Annotated in this window: 16 protein-coding genes and 3 pseudogenes; 10 read left to right on the top strand and 9 right to left on the bottom strand. The window is 48.1% G+C overall.

Annotated elements, in window-relative coordinates; all coding sequences use genetic code 11:
- Positions 1-1,057: 1,057 nt before the first annotated feature.
- Positions 1,058-1,588, bottom strand: coding sequence for a hypothetical protein (locus ACIDITHRIX25_RS99000; RefSeq protein WP_201733562.1), 531 nt, complete (start codon positions 1,586-1,588; stop codon positions 1,058-1,060).
- 315 nt (positions 1,589-1,903) lie between these two features.
- Here ACIDITHRIX25_RS99000 and ACIDITHRIX25_RS98995 point away from each other — a divergent pair, with 315 nt between their 5' ends.
- The 3 genes from ACIDITHRIX25_RS98995 (at position 1,904) to ACIDITHRIX25_RS98985 (ending at position 9,161) form a co-directional block, all read left to right on the top strand.
- Positions 1,904-2,308, top strand: coding sequence for a hypothetical protein (locus tag ACIDITHRIX25_RS98995; protein WP_052606603.1), 405 nt, complete (start codon positions 1,904-1,906; stop codon positions 2,306-2,308).
- Between the two features lie 572 nt (positions 2,309-2,880).
- Complete coding sequence (gltB, locus tag ACIDITHRIX25_RS98990; protein ID WP_201733561.1) at positions 2,881-7,473, top strand: glutamate synthase large subunit; 4,593 nt, start codon at positions 2,881-2,883, stop codon at positions 7,471-7,473.
- Positions 7,474-7,694: 221 nt separating this feature from the next.
- Positions 7,695-9,161: a glutamate synthase subunit beta gene (locus ACIDITHRIX25_RS98985; RefSeq protein WP_201733560.1), complete on the top strand. Its 1,467-nt coding sequence runs from the start codon at positions 7,695-7,697 to the stop codon at positions 9,159-9,161.
- 233 nt (positions 9,162-9,394) lie between these two features.
- Here ACIDITHRIX25_RS98985 and ACIDITHRIX25_RS98980 read toward each other — a convergent pair whose 3' ends face one another.
- Positions 9,395-10,225 carry a hypothetical protein gene (locus tag ACIDITHRIX25_RS98980; protein ID WP_201733559.1) on the bottom strand — a complete coding sequence of 277 codons (831 nt, stop codon included), beginning with the start codon at positions 10,223-10,225 and terminating at the stop codon, positions 9,395-9,397.
- Positions 10,226-10,629: 404 nt separating this feature from the next.
- Positions 10,630-12,117 (bottom strand): APC family permease, encoded by a 1,488-nt coding sequence (locus ACIDITHRIX25_RS98975; protein WP_201733558.1) that lies wholly within the window; start codon positions 12,115-12,117, stop codon positions 10,630-10,632.
- 435 nt (positions 12,118-12,552) lie between these two features.
- On the opposite strand from ACIDITHRIX25_RS98975, the gene ACIDITHRIX25_RS98970 reads away from it, so the two are divergent.
- The 5 genes and pseudogenes from ACIDITHRIX25_RS98970 (at position 12,553) to ACIDITHRIX25_RS98950 (ending at position 15,240) form a co-directional block, all read left to right on the top strand.
- Positions 12,553-13,401, top strand: a complete 849-nt coding sequence (locus tag ACIDITHRIX25_RS98970) for a hypothetical protein (RefSeq protein ID WP_201733557.1) — start codon at positions 12,553-12,555, stop codon at positions 13,399-13,401.
- Positions 13,402-13,605: 204 nt separating this feature from the next.
- Positions 13,606-13,884 (top strand): transposase family protein, encoded by a 279-nt coding sequence (locus tag ACIDITHRIX25_RS98965; RefSeq protein ID WP_201733556.1) that lies wholly within the window; start codon positions 13,606-13,608, stop codon positions 13,882-13,884.
- A 252-nt stretch (positions 13,885-14,136) separates the two neighbouring features.
- A pseudogene (locus ACIDITHRIX25_RS98960) lies at positions 14,137-14,757 on the top strand (ISL3 family transposase).
- On the top strand, positions 14,697-14,936 hold the full coding sequence (locus ACIDITHRIX25_RS98955) for a transposase (RefSeq protein WP_349632167.1): 240 nt from the start codon (positions 14,697-14,699) through the stop codon (positions 14,934-14,936). The pseudogene ACIDITHRIX25_RS98960 and the gene ACIDITHRIX25_RS98955 overlap by 61 nt, the downstream one beginning before the upstream one ends.
- 73 nt (positions 14,937-15,009) lie before the next feature.
- Positions 15,010-15,240, top strand: coding sequence for a hypothetical protein (locus ACIDITHRIX25_RS98950; RefSeq protein ID WP_201733554.1), 231 nt, complete (start codon positions 15,010-15,012; stop codon positions 15,238-15,240).
- Between the two features lie 726 nt (positions 15,241-15,966).
- On the opposite strand, the gene ACIDITHRIX25_RS98945 is transcribed toward ACIDITHRIX25_RS98950, so the two are convergent.
- Both ACIDITHRIX25_RS98945 and ACIDITHRIX25_RS98940 read right to left on the bottom strand, forming a co-directional pair.
- The gene (locus ACIDITHRIX25_RS98945; RefSeq protein WP_052607141.1) at positions 15,967-16,536 is read right to left on the bottom strand and encodes a MarR family winged helix-turn-helix transcriptional regulator; all 570 of its coding nucleotides are present in this window, start codon (positions 16,534-16,536) and stop codon (positions 15,967-15,969) included.
- Positions 16,537-16,808: 272 nt separating this feature from the next.
- Positions 16,809-17,174, bottom strand: coding sequence for a cupin domain-containing protein (locus ACIDITHRIX25_RS98940; RefSeq protein ID WP_201733553.1), 366 nt, complete (start codon positions 17,172-17,174; stop codon positions 16,809-16,811).
- An 860-nt stretch (positions 17,175-18,034) separates the two neighbouring features.
- On the opposite strand from ACIDITHRIX25_RS98940, the gene ACIDITHRIX25_RS98935 reads away from it, so the two are divergent.
- Positions 18,035-18,529 carry a hypothetical protein gene (locus ACIDITHRIX25_RS98935; protein ID WP_201733552.1) on the top strand — a complete coding sequence of 165 codons (495 nt, stop codon included), beginning with the start codon at positions 18,035-18,037 and terminating at the stop codon, positions 18,527-18,529.
- A gap of 5 nt (positions 18,530-18,534) precedes the next feature.
- Positions 18,535-19,524 carry an IS3 family transposase gene (locus ACIDITHRIX25_RS98930; RefSeq protein ID WP_201733602.1) on the top strand — a complete coding sequence of 330 codons (990 nt, stop codon included), beginning with the start codon at positions 18,535-18,537 and terminating at the stop codon, positions 19,522-19,524.
- Between the two features lie 625 nt (positions 19,525-20,149).
- On the opposite strand, the gene ACIDITHRIX25_RS98925 is transcribed toward ACIDITHRIX25_RS98930, so the two are convergent.
- The 4 genes and pseudogenes from ACIDITHRIX25_RS98925 to ACIDITHRIX25_RS98910 form a co-directional block, all read right to left on the bottom strand.
- Complete coding sequence (locus tag ACIDITHRIX25_RS98925) at positions 20,150-20,326, bottom strand: hypothetical protein (RefSeq protein WP_349632166.1); 177 nt, start codon at positions 20,324-20,326, stop codon at positions 20,150-20,152.
- Between the two features lie 113 nt (positions 20,327-20,439).
- A pseudogene (locus ACIDITHRIX25_RS98920) lies at positions 20,440-20,652 on the bottom strand (Druantia anti-phage system protein DruA); the annotation flags it as partial.
- An 18-nt stretch (positions 20,653-20,670) separates the two neighbouring features.
- Complete coding sequence (locus tag ACIDITHRIX25_RS98915) at positions 20,671-20,946, bottom strand: hypothetical protein (protein WP_201733550.1); 276 nt, start codon at positions 20,944-20,946, stop codon at positions 20,671-20,673.
- 71 nt (positions 20,947-21,017) lie between these two features.
- A pseudogene (locus ACIDITHRIX25_RS98910) lies at positions 21,018-22,094 on the bottom strand (IS66 family transposase).
- Positions 22,095-22,431 lie beyond the last annotated feature (337 nt).

Below are 22,431 nucleotides of genomic sequence, written 5' to 3'. Positions count from 1 at the left end.
AATTAGAGAGCTCTTGACCCACAAATCCAGTCGACAACAAAACTCCTCGAAGGGGTTTTTTGGATTTCCACCGCCCGTTCCCGAATCTATAGTTTTATCGGCATCGAAAATACTAAAACTGAGCAAAAACGAGAAATAATTAAAATTGAATGAGATCTTTGAGTTAAAAATAAATTAAAAATTATTCTTTCGCCTTATATCTCGACAGTTGCCAGCCAAATAACGCCTTTGCCTGGTCATTATGAAAATTATTATATCTTTTTTTACGGATATAAACATAAATCTCAAATGAATATCACCAAAGAAAATAGACTCCCTTGAAGCCATATTGGGACAATTGCTTTTCTGATCTTTAGCCAAGGCGCCACTTGCCAAAACCAAACTAAGATCACCGTATCATTCCAATGTGCCCTTCTCATAGGCCATTCCTCACAAAGGGGAAAAAGTGCTAACCCTAAAGGCAAAACCACATAAAAACGCGAGGACGAACCAAGGCAATCCTTGTAGTGAGCCAACTGAATCACGTCCTCATATGCCTCTCAATTCATAAAAGTACCAGCTCACATTGATAACTAATTGAATCGACGGCCATGCCCCATGGATATCAAAATAAATTCGACGATCGAAAAGCTTTAATAAATTGGTGGCTTACACCTCTAACTTTACCCCAAAGTAATCTCTTACTATTGCCATCTCGAAGAGTTTAAATAGCCATTTGATGCCATTCAATAGCTATTACATATGATCGATCAGATTCCTCGTATCTATTGCAATGCCGCCTGAGGTATCCTTTGTGGCACGCTCATGGCACACAAAGCTAACCAATTCACCTCCAGCGCGAAAACTGATTAGAAGTGGGTCGAATCAGGAGGTTTCATAGGCCTCTTGGAGGTCCCCACTCTTATGGTAGTCATCTGCATCTGGGCCTACGTGACGATTTAAACCCAAAATTCAAAGACCGCGCACCTCATAAAGTGAAAGTTCCAACTCCTAGTGATCGCCACCTTGTAAATAGAACAAATAGAATCAGCCATTCAACCCAAGTGAAAGCTTACAACTAAGAACCACCCCCGATACTTTGGGTTTCCATGGCCAAGGCTTGAGCATTTCTAAAGGCAATCATTCTACATAGTCGCCATGGATCCACAAAGACATCTAAAATCCGCATTCGAAAGACAACCTGGGAGTCAATATCCAAAGCAACACCCGAGCGAAAACAAAGGTCTCCATATGGATTTGTTCCCCTCGAGACGGCCATAGCGTGGCACAATGCTCCATCGGGATCTAAAAATAAGCCATAAGACGAATTGGGAAAGTCGTACCCCTCTTTGGCTGGTCCAACCAAGACGGCTATTGATGTAACGTCTATGCGATCTAGCGCGATAGAGACCGATGAAAGGGTTTCGAATTCAAAACGATCTGCTGGAGAAGATAGTCCGGGAAAGAAGAATAGGGCCGCGGTGACGCTGCCGTAAGGGGGTCGGCCCTTATCGGTGTTCTCTTTGTCGATGCAACCATTCAAATATGAATCGTTCAAGTCACTCGGGTTGCTCACCTTCAACAAAATAGTACAGACAAAGCCATTCAAGCCAATTCTCCCTGAATGGAAAGTCCAATAGCCAATTACCTTCTCTTTTGTGTTATCTTGGTAAAAAATAACTCAGATGTCAGGCTTTATGGAGACACCAATCAAGAAAAAACACCCTAACTCAAACCTAAGGCATCCCACCCCAAGGAGATAGCCTCTATGGCTAATGGCTAATGGCTAATGGCTAATGGCTAATGGCTAATGGCTAATGGCTAATGGCTAATGGCTACAAAAAGTAGCTAAAAGCGAGCAAGCGCCATAAGCTCAATTACTAACCGTCAATTATGGTTCAATTAGAAACTTTGGAGATCACCTGTGCTTGCATCTGCATTAGATGGAATTCGGCTATCGTTACACGTCCTAGCGGCCACAATCTGGGTCGGTGGACAATTTACCTTGGCAGGATTGGTGCCGAGCCTCCGGGGAGCAGGAGAGGGCGTCGCAAATATAGCAGCAAAGGCCTTTTCACGCATCTCATGGCCCGCCTATGGTGTGCTAATAATTACAGGGTTTTGGAACGTCGCGACCTTTAATATGAACCACACTACAACGCCTTGGAAGGTAATACTGGGAATTAAATTGACAGTGGTGGCCATTTCGGGCATATCTGCTTACGTCCACACCAAAGCCAAAACACCCGCAAAAGCCGCGCTTTGGGGCTCTATCTCGGGAACTTCAGCCGCAATCACTCTAATCCTCGGTGTCTTTTTAGCTGGATAGCGCCAATAAAAGATGACCGATCACCAATTGCGAACAAAACATCACCATCCTTAGCCTTCAAGGCAACCACTTCCCTAAATCCCAATCAATAGAATTTGGATGGGGTCAAAGTTTCCAAAGGCAAATAATCGCTTTGCTAGAACACTAGGGTCAAACTGGGTTAGCCCAGTTTGACCATGAGTAAGACAAACCATCAGCTCAAAGGCTTGATGAGATCATCACTTAAACTTTTAGGCAATGCAAACTATGAAGCCATACATAAGCGCAATCAATCAAGGAAAAGACCAAACAGACCTAATCGACTTCAGCTACTTTTCCTTAAAATGAAGGCCAAAAGTCCATGGATCATCATCTCTAATCATCGAATCGACCAAACCTCAAGCATGGAACTTTTGGTGGGCAAACAAGCCTTGAAGTGAAATCAAAAACTAAACTAAACAAAAACTAGCGCAGAACGACCCGGGATCAACCATAACTAGTGGACTAAGCAAAGACTCAAACCCTCTGCATCGATGATTAGACCGAAGATGAGATCATAGGCGATAAGATTACTAGCCACATACTTTGGGCCAATGAAGTCCCGGCAAATTACAGCGCGCTATAACGTATTTACGAAGCCAACTGCACACCTGGGAGCAATTCATTTGGAACAGAACTTAGATCCTCGGATCAATCTGAGCAAAACACTTTACTCACCTGACTTTGAACACGACGCATGCGGCGTCGCCTTCGTCGTGAATATCAAAGGCGTGCGGTCAAACCAAATCATCAAAATGGGTCTGACCGCTCTGGCCAACTTAGAGCATCGAGGAGCATCGGGCGCAGAACCCGACACCGGTGACGGAGCCGGCATTCTCATCCAAATACCCGATTCATTCTTTAGAGAAGTGGTTGATTTTGACCTTCCAAGAGTTGGAAGATACGCTACCGGACAGATATTTTTTCCAAAAGAGACAGATCCCAGTGTCGTCAAAGATCAACTCGCAAAGCTTGCCGCCTCCGAAGATTTGACAATAATTGGATGGCGAGAAGTTCCAATCGACAATTCAAGCCTGGGTGCTGGCGCTCTCATGGCAGAGCCACATATAGAGCAGATCTTTATCACCGGTGCCGCAATGGAGCTAGAGGGCATCGACCTTGAAAGAAGTGCTTTTGTATTTAGAAAAAGAGCCGAGCACTCTATAGAAGATATTTACTTTCCATCCCTGTCGACTCGCACCTTTGTATATAAAGGAATGCTCACAACGCCACAGGTCAGTGAATACTTCGTTGACCTGAGAGATCCACGCCTAGAATCGGCGTTGGCACTTGTTCATTCACGATTTTCAACCAACACCTTCCCGTCCTGGTCCTTAGCGCATCCCTATCGCATGATTGCACACAATGGTGAAATAAACACCCTAAAGGGCAACCGAAACTGGATGAGAGCACGAGAAAGTCTTCTGCAGTCGGATCTATTTGGCGATGACCTGTCACGCATCTTTCCGATCGCCACACCAGGCGCATCTGACTCAGCCTCCTTCGACGAAGTTCTTGAACTGCTCAATCTCGGAGGCAGGTCGCTTCCTCATGCTGTTTTGATGATGATACCAGAAGCTTGGGAAAACCATAAGACGATGGATCCCGCCAAGAGAGCATTCTACGCCTACCACTCTTGCCTCATGGAGCCATGGGATGGGCCGGCTTCTATAGCATTTACAGACGGTAGTGTCGTCGGCGCTGTATTAGATCGAAATGGATTGCGACCCTCGCGTTATTGGGTTACCAATAACGATCTTGTTATCATGGCAAGCGAAGTCGGAGTTCTCGATATCAATCCAGGATCTATCATCCAAAAGGGACGTCTACAACCCGGCAAGATGTTTCTGGTCGACACCGTCCGAGGCCGAATCATCTCCGATGAAGAGATAAAGTCCGAATTAGCTAGCCAACACCCCTATCAAAAGTGGCTCGATGAAAATCTTGTCAAGCTCGATGACCTACCGCCACGCCACATGTTGGTTCCTCAGCACTCACGAATAGTAACACATCAACGCCTCTTTGGTTACACCAATGAAGAGCTGCGAATTCTAATTGCCCCAATGGCAAAAAATGGCCTTGAGGCGGTCGGATCCATGGGTTCTGATACCCCAATTGCGGTCTTATCAGATCGACCTCGTATGCTTTATGACTACTTCACGCAGCTCTTCGCCCAAGTTACCAATCCTCCATTGGATGCCATTCGAGAAGAACTCGTAACGTCGCTTTCAGGAACCGTTGGGCCAGAAGCCAACCTTTTGGAGCCAACCCCTCGATCAGTGCATCAAATCTCACTAAAATATCCAATCATCGACAACGACGAGCTCGCCAAGCTTATGTATATCGACGAAGAAGGTGGCGCTGAAGGGTTTTCAACCAAAGTCATCGACGGTCTCTATGAGGTCTCAGGTGGGGGCGCCGCTATGGAACGTTCGCTAGCCGCAATACGAGAAGAGGTCACTCAGGCCATCAACGACGGCGCGAATATCTTCATCCTCTCGGATCGACATGCCGACAAAGACCTAGCTCCAATTCCTGCCCTTTTGCTTACATCGGCAGTTCATCACCATCTAATTCGTACAAAGCGTCGAACTGCAGTTGCTTTGATCGTGGAGACCGGAGAGGCTCGCGAAGTCCATCACATGGCCCTACTCATTGGCTTCGGCGCTGCGGCAATAAACCCATACCTCGCCTTTGACTCGATCGTTGACATGATTAGAGAAGGAACCCTCTCGGACATATCTCCACATCGAGCAACTCACAACTACATCAAAGCGGCGGCCAAAGGCGTACTCAAGGTCATGTCCAAGATGGGCATCTCTACTGTGGCATCCTACACAGGAGCTCAGGTCTTTGAGGCGATTGGTCTCTCCTCGGCCTTCATAAAGGAATATTTCGAAGGCACCCCATCTCGAATTGAGGGTATTGGAATTGAAGAGGTAGCCAAGGAGGTGGCAGCTCGCCACCATGTTGCATATCTCGATCGCGAGGCTGAATTAGCCTATCGAGACCTCCCCATTGGGGGTGAATATCAATGGAGACGTGAAGGCGAGTATCACCTTTTCAATCCTGAAACGGTCTTCAAGTTGCAACATGCAACTCGCAATAAGCGCTTCGACATCTTCTCTGACTACTCACGTCTTATCGACGACCAATCACGACATTTAGCGACCATTCGAGGACTTCTCAAATTCAAAACTGGAGCACGCCCCCCAGTCGATATCGACGAAGTCGAACCTATCTCTGAGATCGTAAAACGATTTTCAACCGGAGCGATGTCCTATGGATCCATCTCCAAAGAGGCACATGAGACCCTAGCTATCGCGATGAATCGCCTCGGTGGCAAATCCAATACCGGTGAAGGTGGAGAAGACTCCGATCGCTATACCCCTGACGCCAACGGAGACTCTCGCAAGTCTGCTATCAAGCAGGTTGCCTCAGGTCGTTTTGGCGTTACCAGCGAATATCTAGCTAGCGCCACCGATATTCAGATCAAAATGGCTCAAGGTGCCAAACCTGGTGAGGGCGGACAGTTGCCAGGAGACAAGGTCTACCCTTGGATTGCAAAGACTCGAAATTCGACTGCGGGAGTGGGATTGATCTCGCCACCGCCACACCACGATATCTACTCAATTGAAGATCTAGCTCAACTTATCTACGACCTAAAAAATGCGAACCCAAAGGCGCGAATCCACGTAAAACTGGTAGCCGAAGTAGGTGTTGGAACGGTAGCAGCTGGAGTAGCTAAAGCTCATTCGGATGTTGTTTTGATATCTGGTCACGATGGAGGTACAGGAGCTTCACCACTTACATCGCTAAAGCATGCCGGAATCCCTTGGGAGATTGGTCTAGCTGAGACCCAGCAGACCTTAATAGCTAACGGCCTTCGAGATCGAATCGTCGTACAAGTCGATGGCCAGCTGAAGACCGGCCGAGATGTAGTGATCGCTGCTCTTCTAGGAGCCGAAGAGTTCGGCTTTGCTTCGGCACCCCTGGTCGTATCGGGCTGCATTATGATGCGCGTCTGCCATCTTGATACCTGCCCAGTTGGGATAGCCACCCAAAATCCGCAACTTCGAGAGAAGTTCACCGGTACTCCTGAATTTGTCGTAACGTTCTTCGAATACATCGCACAACAGGTCCGAAGTTACCTTTCGGAGCTTGGCTTTCGCACCATTGACGAGGCGATCGGAATGGTCGAACTCCTAGACTCTACCGACGCGATAAACCATTGGAAAGCACAAGGCCTCGACTTGGAGCCAATCCTAAATACCGACCACCTCGCTTCGAACCCTCCTAGAAAAAATTCAATCAAACAAAACCACAACCTCGACCTTGCGTTAGATAACCAACTGATCGAGATCTCAGAGCCAGCCCTTACCAATAAAACACCGGTGAAGGCGACGTTTAAAATTAAAAATGTCAACCGTAGCGTAGGCACTATGCTCGGGTACGAACTCACCTCAAAATTCGCTGCTGAGGGACTTCCTGATGGAACCATAGATCTCACCTTCAACGGTTCAGCTGGCCAAAGCTTCGGGGCCTTCGTTCCCAAGGGTGTAAGTTTGACCTTGATAGGAGATGCCAACGACTACGTCGGAAAGGGTCTCTCGGGTGGACGAATAGTTGTTCGTCCCGATCCTTGCGCAATCTTTGTCGCCGAAGAGAACATCATCGCTGGCAACGTCATTCTCTACGGAGCAACTTCAGGCAAGGTATTTCTACGGGGTATAGTCGGTGAGCGATTCGGAGTACGAAATTCCGGAGCTATCGCTGTTGTTGAGGGAATCGGAGACCACGGTTGTGAATATATGACCGGAGGAAAAGTGGTCGTGATCGGGCCAACCGGTCGAAACTTCGGAGCCGGAATGTCTGGCGGCGAGGCTTTTGTTTGGGACCCAAATAGGAAATTCTCAGAACTCGTAAATACAGAGTTGGTAGATTTAGACCCGCTAGAGGATGAAGATCGACTTTGGCTTCGAAATATCCTTGCCGAACATCTAGATGCTACTGAGTCAAACAGAGCCAGATTCATTCTCGAACACTTCAACCAAGAGGTAGAAAAGTTCATAAAGGTCTTCCCAAGAGACTACAAAGCAGCTGTTCTTGCCAAGAGGCGCGAACTCGCCCAAACAAAGCGAATCTAATAAAAGGCTCTAGGGTGGTTTTCAATAACGACGAAAACCACCCTAGAGTCAATCTTTTGGTTAGCCATCGGCAAACAAAAGACTAAAAAGAGATCATGGGATCTTGAAAATGGCAAAATCCCCACTTCATCACGTACTTAAGATTTCTACAAATACATAAACCGATTCAAAGAAGAGTCAAGTTTTTACGAACGCCAACTCAAACTAGGAGAACGATCTAGATGGCTGACCCCCGTGGATTTATAAAGTTTCAAAGAAGCGGTCCAAAGCGACGACCGCCAGAACTTCGCATCGCCGACTGGAAGGAGGTCTACCTACCCTTTAGCGACTCGGAATTAAATGACCAAGCTGCACGGTGCATGGATTGCGGAATTCCATTTTGCCACCAAGGTTGCCCACTTGGAAATATCATTCCGGAGTGGAATGACCTTACCTATCGAAAAGAGTGGAGGGAAGCAATCAATCGACTTCATGCCACCAACAACTTCCCTGAGTTCACCGGAAGACTATGTCCCGCCCCCTGTGAAACCGCATGCGTGGTAGGTATCTCCAACGAGCCAGTTGCTATCAAGCTCGTCGAGCGAGAGATTATAGAACATGCCTTCGCTTTGGACCTTGTAACGCCGATAATCCCTAAAAGCCAAACCGGCAAGCGAATCGCCATTATTGGCTCTGGTCCATCCGGTTTAGCTGCAGCTCAACAACTTACCAGAGCAGGCCATGAAGTTACGGTCTTTGAGAAGGCAGATCGCCTCGGCGGCCTTCTTCGATATGGTATCCCAGAGTTCAAGATGGAAAAAGCTATCTTGGATCGTCGATTAAATCAAATGCGAGAAGAGGGGACCCATTTCTTAACCAATATCGAGGTTGGAAGGGATATCTCGGGTCCCGATCTAGAGGCCAACTTCGATGCCATACTTTTAACGATTGGATCAGAGATTCCTCGAGATCTAAACGTATCTGGGCGGAACCTAAAGGGAATATATCAGGCGATGGACTACCTACCATGGGCTAACCGTCTTCAAGAGGGCGACATCGATGAATCACCTGTCTCCGCTAAGGGTAAGAAGGTGGTGATCATCGGGGGTGGTGACACTGGAGCCGACTGCCTAGGTACCGCACATCGCCAGGGGGCAGCGAGCGTAATGCAGATCGAGATTATGCCGCGACCGCCCATCGAGCGTCCGCAGGCGAATCCATGGCCCACCTATCCTATGACATATAGGGTCTCTTCGGCCCACGAAGAGGGCGGAGTGCGCGACTATGCCATCAACACCGAAGAATTTCTCGGTGATGAAAACGCCAATCTAAAGGGAATTTCCGCCCATAAAATCGAAATGGTGCGCACCGAACGCGGATTCTCTTTTGAAAAGATCGAAGGATCAGAATTTATAATCGATTGCGATCTCGTCTTTTTAGCCATGGGCTTTGTGGGCGCAGCATCTAAGACTCTCCTTAATCAATTTGGGGTAGAGATCAATGAACGTGGTTCCATAGCAACCGACCAGAATTGGATGACCTCCAAGGAAAAGATCTTTGCGGCTGGAGATGCACGCCGTGGACAATCGCTAATAGTTTGGGCAATAGCAGAAGGTCGATCGTCAGCAAGCGCCATCGATACTTACCTAATGGGAACGACGGATTTACCCTCACCGATCGAGACTAAATCTTTTTCAATGACAATCTAGTTAAGCCATATCAGCTCATTATCGGGACTCATCCGTATTATTTCGAGCCTTTTGCCCTAGCAGTGATGGCCGATCTAAGGATCAATCACCTTTGCGACCTGGGTCATCAAATCCCAGGTCGTTATCTTCAACTTCTAAGGGCTATGACTTATTCAAACCTGAAAAACACAATTTGATCGATTAGGACCAGGGCGCATTTTAGCCATAGGCCAAAATCAAGGATTGAGACAAGATCAAGGATTAGGGAGTGTCTTGGCAATTCTTATCGGACCTTGAATCTCTTCAAAAGCTGCAGCGATCGATGGAGTCGCCAACGAAGAAGGTCCATTTGTAACCACTGCCGCACCAGCCACTAGCTCCGAGTTGCTGATTACGGGGTAGTTCGCCAAAATACCTTCGCGGTGGCCCCAACAACCACGCCCCGATGGCGAGTGACAGTCGATATTGATTGTATTGTTTGAGCTACCCGCCCAACCGTCGTTATACATCCAATCGTAGTCAGCCATCAAAACGTTTTGGTAACTGCCAGCCCAAATGCTATTGAACTGAATCCAGTTTCCATCGGCATTCGATGGATTCGGGTCTTTGCCGCTCTTAGCGCCAATCAATGAATCTGACATCAATGCAGTTGTTACTCCGACATATGGTGGTAAGCCTCGACTAGTTCTTTCAGCGTTTACTATCACCAAAACCTGCATCGCTGGGGAGAGACGCCCATAACTGAGGGGAAGGACTATCGGTGAAAATCCCTCGGCAAGGTGTCGCTTATTGATCTCCCTCAACATTGCCTGATTGCACGCCTTGGTATTTACCAAAGCATTCTGGTTGAAGTTGAGGGGGAACTCATCTAAGGGATATCGAGCATTTTTATTACCTGCTACGCAGATATTCCAAGTGACCAAAGAGATCGAGTGATTCTTGGTGGGATTTGCAAATTTAAAGGTGTAACTCTCACCCACAGGGCGCGATGAGCCAAAGACCAACCCTATAGCCAATGTCACTAAGAGTAAAACTCCCCGAACGCCTAGATGTCGCCCCTTTATCACCACTGTCTCCGTGGTCATCGACACGGTATCTCCTAGATCCCCAAGATATGATGACCCTGGTTACCCAAGAGCCTAATCGTACTTAAATCTATATGACCAATTGCCAATAGAGCTAAAGTACACAGCTACATAATCTCTCATCCTTGATGAGAGATCCCAAGGATCCACGCCAACCTATGGCTCGGATTTTGCTTTGGGCCATTTACCTTGCTTTTCAATTCACACGCTATTGAACCCCGCTATTGAACTTTGAAAACATGTCGCCAACAAATAGATGAGATGGCCGGTGAAAATCTTTCACCAACCATCTCATCTAAATCAAAGATAAAACTCGCACTCAGAGTTCACCGATCGCATATGGGCAACTGGGGCAATATTTCAATCTTGCTCTAGAAGTAGCTAGCGAAGAATCTCCTTAGGAGTTACTCAAAGAGCGACATATCATAAGCGACTGCCTTTTGCTTGAAGTACTCTCCCTTGGAGGTAAATCGAGCAATAATAACCAGCGGAATACCAAGTCCAATTGAAATCAGAACAGGAAGCGATGCTGAAAACCCAGCCTGCACCACCACTTGATAGCCAATCCAGAGGAGGAAGACCCCTCCTAGAAACGGCAAAATTCCAGCGAAGATCAAAAGCGAAACCTTCTGGGTTAGAACTTTGCGATGGCCCCAGGCACTTGCGATTCCTGTTACTCCATAATAGAAGGCGACCAGGATTCCAATTTGAGAGATCAGGTTTCCAAAGACGTTATTTACGCTAGAGGAAAAGGTGGTTAGCCAAATCCCTACGAACGCCAACGCTGCCAAAATAATCGTGCCGTAAGCTGGGGTAAGCCAATTCTTATTGATCGAAGCAAATACCTTTGGAAAGACTTTGTCACGAGCCATAGCCAAGGTAATTCTCGAAGCAGGCAACAATGTGGTCTGCGTCGTAGCAATGGTAGAGGTCAAAATTGCCAAAAGCATAATGTAGTTCCACGGAGCCGGAAGAACTTGCTGTGCAAAGTAATAAAGTGCATTTCCACCTTGCTTTTGAATGACACTACTTGGAACCAGCATCTGCATAGCAATATTGTTAATCAAAAAGACTATCAGCAACAAGAACATGGAATTGATTCCAGCGAGGCCAGGATTCTCACTTGCCTCTTGGCTCTCTTCATTCAGGTTCGCGGATGTGTCCCAACCCCAGAAGAAGAAGACGCCGAGAACGGCACCTGAGGCCAGTCCGCTCACTCCATGAAGAGCAAACGGATTCAACCACGCAATATGAAAGCCAGTAGACCCCTTTGGGTGCGAACCCAAAACCTTTATCACAGCGAGGACCGAAAAGATAATTACTGCGACGTATTCAATGGCCACAAGGACCCACTGGAAGTTAGCGGTTGCCCTGATTCCAACTAAGCAAATCCAGGTAATCAGGATGAACCAAAGTGACGCCACCAGTGCGGTCCAATATATAGATCCAGCTGTTGCTGAAGAGACAACGCCCAATGTATTCAAGAAAGAAAGGGTGTTTTGCCCAATTAAGATCGATGCTGAGGTACAAAAGATAACGCTGGCACAGACCTGAACCCATCCATTTACCCAACCTAGGTATGGGCTAACGGTTCTAGAAACCCATGAGTATGAGGCCCCACAGTTTGGATCTTGCTTATTCATGTAATAATATGCAAAAGCAATAGCCAAAACTGGGACAAAGCTGACCAAGATCACCGCTGGCGAGGTAAATCCCACCGCGGCGACCACTAGGCCGATGGTTGAGGCTATCGAATAGGCCGGGGCAACGCTCGCAACTGCTACTGCCGTGGAGTCGAAAAGCGTTAGCACATTCGACTTTAGATGCATCTCGGAGGGTGATCCGGAACCTGCCGGGGCACCTCCAGGTGGCTGATCCTTTGTCATCGACATATAGTTAGATCTCCTTATCAGTATTTTCATAATCAGGAAAATGCGAGGAACGACCCACCGGTTTTATTGACATCTAACCGTCAAAATACCCAAGCAGTCAACAACATAAAGATCAAATCGAAAAAACAACCATTTTGTCACCGATAAGGTCTCTTCCCCCGAATTTCCCCTAGTAATTATTATCACTCCGAACCGAAGTTTTCTATTGTTTTCGTTACAATTGTGATAAATTGATGAAATAAACGCATAAAACTAGCTCATTTACTTAGGATTCCGCAAAATATTGACCTCTCAGGCGATCCGAAGAATCTTTCAAACTTCGAAATCGTCTAAAGAAAGATAAGGACCATTCAACTAACCTTGTAGCTAGAACGTCTTTCTGATCGGCTCGTCTTCTTGAAAAAGATTCACACAAAACCAAAAGTAGGTCTTACCTTGACGAAATCGCCCGGAGGAAAATCCATAGCCGCGAAGCCGCTAGTATTAGTGGGGCTGACGATCGTCTTCTTGATCACAAGCGCTTGTGGCACCGCTGTCACTTCAACTAGTCCATCCAATAGCTCCACAACCAAATCCCAGGTACTGACAGTTCCAACTTCCACGACCTCGTCCACCTTGGCGCTTACTCCGAATAGGGCCGGCATAGCACCGCTATGCTCGGCATATTTCCAAGTGGTCTCTGACTATTTTCTGTTACCCCAAATTGCTCAACAAAGCGCATCGCAAATAAGTAGCGGACAAAGCCTATATCTGGCTGATATCTCAACGCTCAAGAATAAGGCGTCAATTACGCAGGATCCAACCCTAGTTCCGGCCTTAGATCAGCTCACCAAATTGAAGTTCACGCCCAGCGCCCAAGGATCCACGCCAACCAAAATTAATTTTGTCTCCGCCCTCACGTCGCTGCAGAACGGTTTCGCAACGCTTTGTGGAGTCACTCATCCAACTTCGCCACAATCTAGCGCTATAACCAACGCTGCCATAGCAGCTGGAATGACTTCGAGTTGCGCAGCGGCCTCGACGATAACCATATCAAGCGCCGATCCATCCTTCGCCGTTGATACTGTTTCAAGTCAAACAACGTCCAAGCCAGCATGTTTCAAGGACGGATCAATTGGGGTTGTATTGCGGGTTCAGGATATAAGCGCTTCCTTCGTCCAAACCTTTGTAACATTTCCCTGTGGTCAGATGGCGCCAGCTATCCTAGACAGTCTTTTCGGGACAAAGGCGCTAACTCTTTGCTACCCTGGCCCCACATCACCGATACCACCAACGGGCCTCTGATACAGCCGCGACCTAAAAGGTAAAAACACAAGTCGTAAAAAACTTGATATGAAATCCAATATGGCCTCCTCGGCCAAGAATAAGCGGCACTTCGGATTTAACGGTGGCTAGAGGTTAAAGTTCCATTTTTATGAAGTCGCTTTGGAAGTGGTACAGGGGTTCTGCCAGAATGGGATTTGACAAAACTCACAATGGAGAGCCCCTGTGGAAAAAGATCATAAAGCAATTTCTAAAATCTTGGTTGGTTTAGTTGATATTAATTTGATACGCGTTGAAGATAATCTTGGTGAACCGCTCCATGTTCACATTGAGTGTTCTGATTCACAAAAGCAATGTCCAACCGCTGAAGGCAAAGTTCACCATAATGGCCTCAGAGTTGTTGAGGTTGTAGACCTACCGTCTTTTGGTCGCAGGGTTATTCTTTTTTGGTCTAAGCACAGATGGCGATGTGCAAACAAACACTGCCCCCAACTTCTCTTTTAGTGATGATGATCCAAAAATAGCTCAATTTCAAATACCCACAAGGTCGTCTTCGCCTAAGTGATCGGGCGGCTAGATGGGCAACTTATGCTGTTGGAGCCCAGCGTCGTAGCGTTTCTTGTGTGGCTAAGGAACTTGGCTGTGATTGGCATACGATAAATGACGCAGTCGTTGCCTATGGAGCTGCATTGGTGGATGATCCTTCACGTTTTGGTGCTGTGGATGCTCTGGGACTAGACGAGGTCTTGTTCTACCGTGAAGGTAAGTATCACAAACAGAATTGGGCTACAACTATTTCTAGATGTGAGACGTGGTGTAGCTTTAGATGTTGTAGCGGGTCGAGGCGGAGCCAATCCAAAGGCTTGGATTGAAAGTCAAGAACAAAGCTGGCGTGATGGAGTTAAATGGGGAACCCTCGATCTACCTGGTGGTTACAAAGCCGTATTTAGAAAGGCTCTGCCAAAGACAACCCTTGTAGCCGATCCATTTCACCTGATCAAGCTGGCCAACCAACGAATCGATTAAACTAGGCGTCGAGTTCAGAACGAGCTCTGTGGGTCACGCGCAAGAGCAGGTGATCCTTTGTATAGAATACGACGATTACTAACTATGGCAGATGAACGATTGACTAGTTATGCCAAAGATAAGCTCGTTGGACTACTCAAAGCCGACGATCCAGGCAATGAGGTTGCTACTGCTTGGCAGGCCAAAGAGGCCCTAAGGGAGCTATATGCCATTTCTGACCCGAGCCTTGCACGTAGATATGCAGACAGCCTATTTCTAGAACTTACAGGAGCTGACAATCCCAACTCTAGGTGTCAGGGGAGGTGGCATTCCTTGGGAGAACTCTTACATCTTGGAAAGAGGAGATCCTAGCCTGGCACTCTTGTCATGTCACCAATGGACCTACTGAAGCTATGAACAACTTGGTCAAGGTGACAAAGCGTGTCGCCTTTGGCATGACTAACTTCTACAACTTCCGCATTCGAACACTCCTTAGCGGTGGCAAGGTCAATTGGGACCTTCTAGCAACCGTAACACCGACATTTCGTTAATCTCCAGCGTGGCAGATAGAAAATCGTAGCCCTATCAAGATGACCATCTCTAGCTGATAGCTATCAGCTAGAGATGGTCATAGCCGAAGCCTATTGGAAGTCGAAGGTCATTGGAATGGGCAGAACGCAAAGCGTTCTGCCCATTCCAACATTGTTCTCCTGGCAATTTTCCACAGAGTTAGTCAATCTTGACGACGCGCAGGTCCCGCTGAGGGCCAACAACCTCTTATATCAGGACCCAGGGGCTATTGCGATCTTATCCGTGGCACTTTATCGTCGCACCTGGGGACTTAGTTCAAGATAGGCCTTAGTTCAAGATGAGTCATGGATCAAGCTTGCTCTTGTATTCGAGCAGTCTCCGACAACCTAATTCACACTAAACGTGGTGATATGCCAATTCTCAGATAGTTGTAGATTCATCAAATGGGATAGATGTTCTCGTGGATGTTTGGGTTCGCCAATGGCGAACCCAAACATCCACCTTATGAGTTTTAGAGATCTCTGGTCGATAATTGATCGTCGTCCAAGGAGCCATTAGACGTGCCAACCCCTATCTCTATAGCCCAAAGCCAGAGGCTTTATCTCATTTAGATGCTTACTTTCCACCGTTAAATCCGAAGACCCGAATAAGCCGCATCAAATCACGGCTTCGACGAACAAAGAAAACTATTGGTCTATCAAGCTTTAAGATCTGAAAATTAACACCGTCATTGACTTAAAAGCCCATTTAAAAACCCAGCACGAAGCTGATTGAATGCCTTGCAATTGATTATGAATTGCCAAAGTGGCTTTAATCGCACCTTGATAATCACCACATTTATCAGGCAGGTAAAGATCCTTAGGTGTGAACCATTGCCAGCTATGTCAAAATTATCGCTCTTTTCTATGGCAAAAGAGAAATCAGAGCTTAAATTGACCAAGTCGTTGTCTTGATCGTCGCAAATTAGGCCCTCAACAGGCCAAATCTACCATCTCCTTGCGGGCGAATCCATAAAAATCCAATAGAGCTTCACAGCTCTTCAAAAGATAGTTATTCGACCTCGTCGATATCGCCTTGCTCCACGATCTCGGGATCTGACGGTTCTTTTAGGCTCATACCTCGCATTAGGATCATTCGCAAAGCGTTTGCTACCTCTAGCTGCTCTTCCTTGCCAATACCCTCCACCAGTCGGCTCTCTTCGTAATTGTACGAAGGAGCTACAGCTTCGACGGTCTTTCGACCCTCGTCTGAAAGAGCTACGATAACGCGACGACGATCTTGAGAATGACCCTGCCGCACGCATAATCCACGCTTTTCGAGGGTCTTTACTACGCCTGTTAAGGTTCCCTTGGTGACACCGGCCCTACTAGCTAACCGGTTGGATTCCATGTCTCCCCATACCCAAAGGGTAAACATGACTATGAATGCCGTGAAGGACAGGTTGCACTCTCCAAGCACCTCGCGCTCCATGTGGTTACGCAATAGCGATGCAACTCTATATACATTCGACAGCACGCCAGTGGCAAAGACATCGATCTGCCTATCGCCAATTCGTGAATATATATCGCGTTCTGCAGGAGTGAGAACTATGTCGTCATCTCCGATAAATCCCCAAGCCAAACTTTTCCATCCCCAGCATGTGCCTACTATCGACCCCGCATTCGATCAGGCATTAACAGTAATCCTACAACCAAATCATCGAGAGATATCGTCCAACTTGCATCAGTCCAAACCACGCCATCAAAAACTAATTGCAAACGGGATTCCAACCCTCACAGCCAGGACCACATCTCCCTTTAACTCGATATTTGCACGTGCTTATCTCATTAGGAAATCTTCCGGACGCTCAAATAACAAAAATGGCGGCTCGACTTCGAATACGTGCCAATGGATCATTTAGTGATTGAGGCGTCCTCCCATTTTGTGATTCCAAAGGTGAAGGTTAAAATCTCCGCCGGATCATTCACAGTAGCGCCATGCCAATGCCTCTCGCCAGGGGTAACAACCACCAACGAACCCTTTTTTACATGAGCCGGCTCTTCACCTTCAACCCCGATAATGGCGCTCTCTGAAAGAATGTAGATAAATTGCCCACCCGGATGCCGGTGCCAATTGGTCACACAATTTGGCTCATATTGAACATGAAGTATATCGCCATCGGCTGGATTTGGTGAAACTCGAAGGGCTTGAATTGCAACATCCCCACTATATCTCTCTGGTCGAATCGGAAAGGTCTCGCCAAGTTCAACGATCTTCATCTAAAAATTCTTCACAATCTAAATAAAAGTAGCATTCCAATTACAACCACGTCTATATTCTGATCGTTATTGACGACCATTCACCGACAAAACGATGTGATATTCTTCACACTATCAAATCTATCCGAAGTCGATTACTACAAAAATAGCATTCCATGCACTAAATCAACCTTGTCTTCTAAGTGTCGAGCTATCAGGAACAAACGAGTGTGATCATCCACAAAAGACAGAGGTTTGCCATTGCTAATCTCTTAATTGAATAAAGATGGCCAACGCCTCGGACCACCCAACCAACTAAAGTGTCAGTAGATCTTCGTCTACAAGTCTCCTCAAACTTCACTAAAATGATGATTGACACCAATTGAATGAGTTGATTATGTTAGTAAAAACTTCACTCAGACAGGATAACACGCGCCGCCAAGCCATTGTGACATCCACTCCACCCTTATGGACAAGGCTTCCATAGCCGCTCACGCGGCCCTGCCTGGTTGACGCTTCACCGGGTCCCTATGGGTGACGGCGTGCGATGTTCCTCCACATCCCAAGACCCAATGTCGGCCCTTCAGCTTTTAGCGGGGTGTCCTTGCGAGCTTTCGGCTAGTTCATCATGAGCTTGGGTATTGGAGGTAACCCGTTGAGAACGGCTCCTAACCCCTAGGTTGCGTTGTTGCTGTGCCCCCTAAGTTGCGTTGCTAGGTTCCATACGTAGCGAGCATCGAAGCAGTGACCCTAGGTGTCAAGGGAGTTGGCATCTATTCGAATAGAATACCAACCATGCAGGGCGAGAACTTTGATCGAACACGATGTAGCCTTATCCAAAGGATCAAAAAGAAGCTGTTGTCAAGAGGCTGAGGGAGCTGTTGTCAGATCCCAATGCACCCAGAGGTGCAATCGCCGATTTGGCTAAACAAGTCCAGATACCAAAGACAACTATCTACATCTGGAATCGTGAATTAAAGGACCAGATAGATCGCCAAGATCCAACTAAGCGAACCCCAGCCAGTTTATGGAGTTCAGAGGCTAAGTTCCAAGCCGTGCTTGCAACTGCAACAATGTCTGAGTTGCAACTTGGAGAATACCTTCGCACAAAGGGAATCTTGAAAGAAGAGCTAAATGACTGGCGTATTACCTGTTCAAAGGCGAACGATAAGACTGGTGAAGCGGTATCCAAATACAGATCTGCACTAGCAAGTGAGAAGGTCAGATCAAAGAAGTTCGAGTCAGAGCTAAATAGAAAAGAAAAGGCACTCGCAGAAACTTACACATTGCTGGAGTTGCTAAGGAAAAGCCCAGGCGACCTGTCGGGGACAAAGAGGTCGAATGACCTCCCCTTCAGATCGCCTACTTGTAAGTAGAACTTATTGAGGAAGCTCATAACGGCGGAGCTAGGCTTAGACTAGCGGTCAAGGAACTTGGACTGTCACTACGTAGCTTTCAGAGATGGAAAGCTGAAGGTGACAACACCCACGACAAACGCCCCTTTGCCACTAGGGCTAAACCCAGCTTTGCTCTAGATGAATCTGAACGTCAAGAGATCTTAGATACCATGCATAAGGAGGAGTTCTCGTCACTTCCTCCAAGTCAAGTAGTTCCAGCCTTGGCCGATAAGGGAATCTATCTCGGATCGGAATCTACCTTTTATCGAATTCTTCGTGACCACAAGCAAAACAACCATAGAGGTAGAGACAAAACAGCAGTTAAACGTGGTACTCCTAGTCATTTGGCAAATGCTCCCCTTGAAATTTGGGTCACAGATATATCCTGGCTACGTGGACCAGTACATGGAGTTTTTTACTATCTATATTTTGTAATGGACCTTTATTCGAGGAAGATAGTTGGATATGAAGTATACGGATGCGAATCATCTCAGCAACTTGCCGATTTAGTTGTAAGAGCAACTCTCCTAGAAGGAGGAAGAGCTCCTAAAATCTTACATAGCGACAATGGATCTCCTATGAAGGGATCTTCTCTATTAGAGCTTTGCTACAAAATGGGGATCACTACCTCGAACTCACGACCTCGGGTTTCTGATGATAACCCCCACATAGAGTCGCTCTTTCGCACTACCAAGTACTGGCCTGGTTATCCATATGGAGGATTTGAAAACCTTAGAGATAGTCGGACCTGGGTGGAGAAGTTTGTCAACTACTACAACTACCACCACCGACATAGTGGTCTAAAGTTCGTTACTCCCCATGATGTTCATGAAGGAAACCATCTCGAAGTACTCTCGATGCGACAGAAACTCTACGAAACGACAAAGGAACTCAACCCAAAGAGGTGGATCAACTCTAAAGCGAGAGACTGGAGCCCACCTGGCGAGAACCTGGACTACACCTCCGCGAGATAGATCGGTTGTTAGGCAAAGTTTGATCACTTAGATCAATCTAGGGACAAGTCAACTCTTCAATGACTATTTGACTTAGTTGGTAGTAGCAGTAGAAGCAAATTATTGGTGGTAGTGGTCAAGGATTGGGCAAATGTGTCTAAACGCTCCGCGTTTAGACACATTTCAATAATCACTTGCGAAGTGATTATCCACATGAAATAACCGTTGCGAGAAACCGCGAAATCAGACAGACTAAAACGGCTCAAAATTGCCAAATAACCATTAATCTGAGAGCTGGCAAATGGGTCAACTATCCTGACATTCACCGGCCTCGAAAGCAAGGCAGGCGAAAATGTCGTTGCAGTAATGCGAGATTTACAAGGCCCTAAACTTAACAGACAAATAGGTGACGAGGCGTTCCACATCGTGATATCCGCTCTTGCCAGCGGCCTTGAACCTTTACGGACTAATTGTCTATGTTTGCCTGCCACCGACAACGTTCATAGAGACCATACTCCCTTAGGTTGAGCTGCTCGCATCGACCGATCACGCGAAGCAGACGGATAACACCTTTCACCACTTGTAAACATTCGGCCAACCCGTTAGAGAGTGACCTCCCGGGCCAATCTGATATCCTGTTGCGTTTTCACTCAGGTGAATCAAGGATGCTCCGATAGTCACGGTGCAGCGGGTAGAGATAGACGTCCTTGACAGAGAGAGCGTATTGGTTGTAGCGATCAAGTTTGCCCCGACCTTTGGTTTGCCCGACACGGATCCAGTTCGCCGCCTTGTAGCTCGCTTCGGTGAACCGGGCAGACTCCACGAAGGTCTCCAAGAGTACAGGTTGGTACCCGTAGGCGAGTAGCCAGTCGCCAGGGGGAGGCGGCGAGCGACACGGGAGAGGATGTATGAGGCGAGGTTCACAACACGTACCTGAGGAAGAATGAGAAACCTCGCGTTGCCAACCACAAGGTGCAGCCGTGCTTCGCGGGTCGCTTTGTCCCAGCCGATATAGTTATCGCGTGGTGCGCAGCTCCATGGCGAGGCAGCGAAGCCGATCGCACCGATAGTTCCAGAGGAGCTCTCGATGAGATAGCGCCCCTTAGCACCGGCAAAGGTGGTGTAGCCGAGGTAGTGGTAGCTTGCAATGAGGTTTCGCCAGCGCTGCTATTGGGCTTTGGTATCTGCTATGGCGAACTTGATTGGACAGAGATCGTCGAGCGATTCAGGATAGGCAAAGGGTAGCTCAGCGATTGGCTCTGCGTAGCGGGTGATGCGGCCGTTGCCGTTGCCATGCAGTGGCTTAGGCAAGGTGATGAGTCCGTCTCTGTCCATGCGCAACAATGCAACGCGCGCCGACATGTCCTTCTTGCGCCCGTCGAGACGATACCAGCCAAGCGCCTCGCAGACTGCGTCAGCAATTGCCTGTCTTGTCGGGTACACAGCGATCAGGTCGGAGATGACCTCAAGGTCTGCTTGGGAGAAGTCCCGCCCACAGTAGCGCAGTGTTTCACTCATGGTGTCGGACCAGGTGGCGATATGCGCCACTCAACAAGATCAGTCTCGCTCGCAACCCAGGGGAAGAACCGCTCCAGCGCGGCGGGATTCGGGGCCTTTCCCCCAGCGGCGGCACATTCTTGTAGGTAGGCGATGAGATAGGCGAGTGGGTTGCACCCAGCACGCTGGGCGGTGGCGGTAATGGTCCAGATCCGCGCGGCCAGGGTGGCTGCCCATATTGAACCGGATCCATAGCAGTTCTTGCGTATTACTGCCGGGTTGCGAAGTACAGCCTCTGCTGGGTTGTTATCGAGTGGCAACTCGGGAAACTCTTCATGACGGCAAAGGCCTTCCCATTCACGATCCAGTGTTGCGAGCACCTTTATGGCCCCAGGGTGAAGCGTCGGATCGCAAGCCTCAGCCTTTCTGGCAGTATCCATTGCTCTGATGATCCTGGTAAAGTCCTCCTCAGCGCGTAAGCGCCCGGTAGTTCCCGTCTCAAGTGCTTGGCGTGCATGATGTGCTACATAAAGCGACCCGATGCGAGCGAGCCATGAAGTAGTCCAACTCCGCAGCTCTTGATGCGCATCGCTAGCGCGGATGAAGTAGCACCTGATGTGTGCTCAACACCACAACGGGTCTACTCCCTCAAGTGCACCAAGGGACTGGTAGACACTGTAAAAGTCTGAGCTTATCAGGAGCTGTCGGCCAGGTTCGAGCGAACCCGCATCTATATCGATACCCAAATGCTCGGCTACCACTCTCGTCGAGCATTTGGGATCGATCAAGAACACCACGGTGTCGGGACCGAGGAAGGTCCACAGCCACCAGCGGTTGCCCGCTTTGTCAGCTACCGCCTCGAACACCTTCCAGGATGTCTCGTCGATGTGCAGATGCGCCGACTTTGCGTTCCTCTCCCTAATCGCTGCGTCAAGTTGCTCAAGTAGGTCCGAAAGCGCCTTGAGCGCTCCTGTCAAGGTGCCTTTTGAAACCTCGAACCCGTCATTTGAGAGAGCTGCGACGATGCGTTCCAAGGGACGCCCGAGCACGTACTTCTCCACTACCAAGCGGCCCAGGAACCCTGAGGTGAACATTCCCCTGGGGATTGGCTTGGCCGGGACCGGTGCGACGAGCATGCCCCGAGTCTGACACTTGCAGGTGCGCCGGTAAGTAGGGCGGCGATGTCGGTGTCGCACGATGTGTACTTGCCAGTCGATCTGATAGGAGGTCTCTTCGCCGAAGGCGGCATAAGGTGCCCCGCAACCCGAACAGATTCGCTCGTTGTCTGGTACGTCGTGGATCACTTCGACGGTTTCAAGGGCCGAGTAGTCCCGTCGGCCATGCCCTGGACTCCCTGGTTGTTGACCACGGGGGCGTTTCTCACCTGTGATATCGTCTTTGCCTCTTCTAGGCTCGACTGGCTTACTCTTC

The organism is Acidithrix sp. C25, assembly GCF_904848545.2.
The sequence above is the reverse complement of the archived record's forward strand: the minus strand, read 5'-3'. Positions and strand labels throughout refer to the sequence as shown.

What these genes read in the sequence shown, in the direction of transcription:
- gltB (WP_201733561.1), top strand. Translation starts at nt 2,881, where the DNA reads ATGAAGTCCCGGCAAATTACAGCGCGCTATAACGTATTTACGAAGCCA.
- ACIDITHRIX25_RS98985 (WP_201733560.1), top strand. Translation starts at nt 7,695, where the DNA reads ATGGCTGACCCCCGTGGATTTATAAAGTTTCAAAGAAGCGGTCCAAAG.
- ACIDITHRIX25_RS98980 (WP_201733559.1), bottom strand. Translation starts at nt 10,225, where the DNA reads ATGACCACGGAGACAGTGGTGATAAAGGGGCGACATCTAGGCGTTCGG.
- ACIDITHRIX25_RS98975 (WP_201733558.1), bottom strand. Translation starts at nt 12,117, where the DNA reads ATGTCGATGACAAAGGATCAGCCACCTGGAGGTGCCCCGGCAGGTTCC.
- ACIDITHRIX25_RS98950 (WP_201733554.1), top strand. Translation starts at nt 15,010, where the DNA reads ATGGTCATAGCCGAAGCCTATTGGAAGTCGAAGGTCATTGGAATGGGC.
- ACIDITHRIX25_RS98940 (WP_201733553.1), bottom strand. Translation starts at nt 17,174, where the DNA reads ATGAAGATCGTTGAACTTGGCGAGACCTTTCCGATTCGACCAGAGAGA.